Annotated in this window: 3 protein-coding genes; all 3 read right to left on the bottom strand. The window is 45.3% G+C overall.

Translation table 11 applies throughout. From position 1 onward, the window contains the following. Positions 1–115: 115 nt before the first annotated feature. On the bottom strand, positions 116–1570 hold the full coding sequence (locus tag VB775_RS10135; RefSeq protein WP_281010122.1) for a vWA domain-containing protein: 1455 nt from the start codon (positions 1568–1570) through the stop codon (positions 116–118). Between the two features lie 62 nt (positions 1571–1632). Beyond that, the gene (locus tag VB775_RS10140) at positions 1633–2847 is read right to left on the bottom strand and encodes an AAA family ATPase (protein WP_281010123.1); all 1215 of its coding nucleotides are present in this window, start codon (positions 2845–2847) and stop codon (positions 1633–1635) included. A gap of 76 nt (positions 2848–2923) precedes the next feature. Then, on the bottom strand, positions 2924–3246 hold a 323-nt coding region (locus VB775_RS10145), incomplete at its 5' end, for a hypothetical protein (protein WP_323216761.1).

Here is a 3246-nt window from a genome sequence, read left to right on the forward strand (position 1 = left end):
CTGAAATGAGTAAGTCATAGGTAATTTTCCTTATATGTAAATATCAATGGATTTCTTCTAGAGAGCCTCGCTAGAGGACTGATGAAAGTCTCTATGCGTGACTTTCTAGAATTAGTTAGATCGTGAATAGGATGTCTATTTCTGAGTCGTCGTTTAGGTTGTCTATCGTCGTGTAGCGATCGCATAGGTCGCCGATCGTTGCCTCGGCGGAATCCTGATTACCATCGGCAATCAGGATTCCGTAGCAACTAAATTCATACTTTTTCTTGGCTTGTTGCCACTGTTCTATAAAGTCCTGTGATGGTATGTCTAGTCCATCGGTAATTAGCACAACATCGGCTTTTCGAGATTTTTCATGCTGTTTAATGGACTCCAATGCTCCCGTCAAGGCGGCGGTAAAGCTCGTATCATTACCGTTGTAGAACTTTTCGATACAGTCAAGGACGCGATTGGGATCTGGTGCGGTTCCTGCAAAATCATCTGTCCGCTCAACTCTTCCTGTGAAGTGCAAAATACGGCAATGACGCTTTTGCATTACGGCGATACTCAGTAATGCTAGGGCTACGGCTTTACTCCAAATCTCGGCGCTTCCTTCCATTGAGCCACTAGAATCCAAACAGATGACAATCGGTCCTTTGGCTAGTGGTTCGCGGCTAATTAGTTCGCGTTGCAGTAGTGAGCGTTCGATGAAACCTTGGGCAAATACTGGAAACAGGGCGGGAATTGTGAGCTTGACTAGTTCACAGGGTAATAACCTCGTTAAGTCATTGCCAGTAGTTACACCAATCATTTCTGTCCGTCCTTCAATCACTTTGGAGCGCTGCATTTTGGCGGCGATCGCAATTTTCTTGCCCGCCAGTTGGGCGATCGCTTGTAATTTGGGTGCTGCTTGCAGTCTTTGCGCTAGTTGTAGCTTATCCGCAACTTTTAGCTTCTCCTCGGTCGTGCGATCGCCTCCACCACCAAGAGCAGCTAGGCTTTCTTCCATAATTTCTAGGTCAGCTTCGGCTCTCGCGATGCCGATGATTAAGGCGGCTCCTATTTTTGTTTCGGTAATTGAGTCGGCATAGTCTTCACAAGCTTTTCGGGTAGCGATACCTTTTTGCTTCAACCCTTGCACCATTTGCATGAGTTCAGATGTGGGCGGTTGCCCTGCGAGCATTTCAAAGATGCCCCGAATCTGTTTTCTGATTAGCTCTGGGTCTTCTAATCGTTGATCTGGCTCTGGTAACATCTCGGCGATCGCTTTGCAGATTGCGGTTGTACCGATTCCTGCAAGAAATTCATCGCCATTTAGTCGGTTGCTAAATTGCTGAAAAGCTTCTAGCTCGGTCATTTGTTGGTGAATGGCAATCCAGATTTTGTTTTCTGGCTTGATGTCACTATCTTCAAGGCGGTTAGGCTGGCGATCGTACAGGCGGTGATAAGTTTCATCGGTGAATGTGTCAAAGTTATAGATTTTTGTCTCGCCTTCGCTGATTACTTCACATAGTCGCTCTGAACCTTCTTTGAAATCTCGCGCACAAATTTCTGTCCATTTCGGGACTGCATATACTAATGGAGATGGCATATTTTAGTTCTGGTTATTTAGATAGAAAGGGAGCGTAATTCACGCTCCCTTTAACGTTGTCTCTATGCTCCGTACAAAATCTCGCTGACTTTGGCTAGCAATGGCTTTTTCTTCGATTCGATTTCAAGCACGACTTGCTGGGCTTTCTTAGCTTTGTGTGGATACTGAGTAATCATGCTTTGTAGCCGATCTGTCATATTTCTCAGATCTGACAAGACTCCTGTGCCTTCGGTTGCCCAGTTTTCCTTCTCCTGTTTTGTACCGAAAGTTGGACAGGTTCCTAGTTGGGAGATCGCTTCAGTGATCGCTATCAAGGTTTCCTGTGCTTGGATGTTTAGGGGATTTCCAACCTTGGCGACGATTTTGGCGATCGCAGTCTTTTCTCTGGGGTGATTCCAGATGACGTGGTTGAGAATCTCAAATGAGTCTTCGCTTACTTCTGTTTCTCCTTGTAAGAAGGCGTAAGCTCTCAAAATCATCACCATCTGCACATATTTTCTGGTGCTTGCCACAAAGTTTTCTTTCTTGAATTCCCGTTGCAGATCGACTAGAGAATCGACTACTTGACTGGTGAATGGCAGTTTCTGCACTTGCGTCTGCATCTGCTCCAGTTCAGCTAAGCTCAGTACGGTTGTTACTTTAGGGGCGATCGCGTTGCCTGTCTTGCGTAATAGCAATGTTCTCAGGTCTTCATCACCTAAGTAATCAACCATGTACCGCAAACTCAACCGATCCCAAAATGCTCCATCTTCTTCGCCATCCAGTAATTCGTTGGAGCAGCCAATCATGGTGATTAATGGTGACTGGAGTTTGATTTTGCCGTTTAGGAATTCGCGTTCGTTCATCAGTCCTAGTGCTGAATTACGAACAATGCTGTTAGCTTTGCCAATTTCATCCATTAAGGCTAAGTGCGCTTCAGGCAACATGGCTTCGGTATCGCGAACAAATTTACCTTTCTGTAATTCCGCAAGGTCTGGCGCTCCCAATACTTCTTCAGCGACGGTGGTTTTGGTCATCAGGTAATGAAAGAATGTCGTTCCTGATATTGCGTCTGAGACGGCTTTGGCAAGTTCGGTTTTGCCTGTGCCTGGTTGTCCTCCCAAAAAGACGTGCATCTTGGCAAGGAGTCCCACCATAATCAGGTCGATCGCTTCGCTGCGATCTAAGTACACTACTTTCAATTCTTCGCGGAGTTGTTGCAGTTTAACTGTAGGTACTACTGATGGTGTGGTTGCTTTTACTTTGCCGTTGGTCTGCGCTATATCTGTGGCTATCATTTTGATTTTCTCTCTATTTTTAAAGAAGTTTTGTGGTTGCTTAGGAATAGCTGATTGGCTACTCCTAAGCTCTTCGCTAGAAGCCGATATCAAATAGGTTGTCTTCGATATCAGCTTCTGGGTCGGGATCTATACTGATTTCTTGCTGAAGTGTTTCTGCTTCTGGTTGTTGTTCAGGAATAGTAGGAGGATCGGTTGGTTTTACTTCAGTTTTTGTGGAAGCTGTGGTTGCCATTCCATTTAGAGCTTCCACACAACGTTGTTTTAGTTGGGCAAGTTTATCGGTCAGAGTGTCAGAGCGGAATTGTAATAGCTCTGAGAGCATCTTGGTTTTGTCTTCTACTTCCCGATATACTCGTAGTTGGTTTTGCAGGGTGCTGCCTTTGGTTTCTGATGCTT

This window comes from Pseudanabaena sp. CCNP1317, from assembly GCF_034931345.1.
Taxonomy (GTDB): Bacteria; Cyanobacteriota; Cyanobacteriia; order Pseudanabaenales; family Pseudanabaenaceae; genus Pseudanabaena; species Pseudanabaena galeata.

Coding starts and splice junctions, on each gene's coding strand:
- VB775_RS10135 (WP_281010122.1), bottom strand. CDS start 1,570: ATGCCATCTCCATTAGTATATGCAGTCCCGAAATGGACAGAAATTTGT.
- VB775_RS10140 (WP_281010123.1), bottom strand. CDS start 2,847: ATGATAGCCACAGATATAGCGCAGACCAACGGCAAAGTAAAAGCAACC.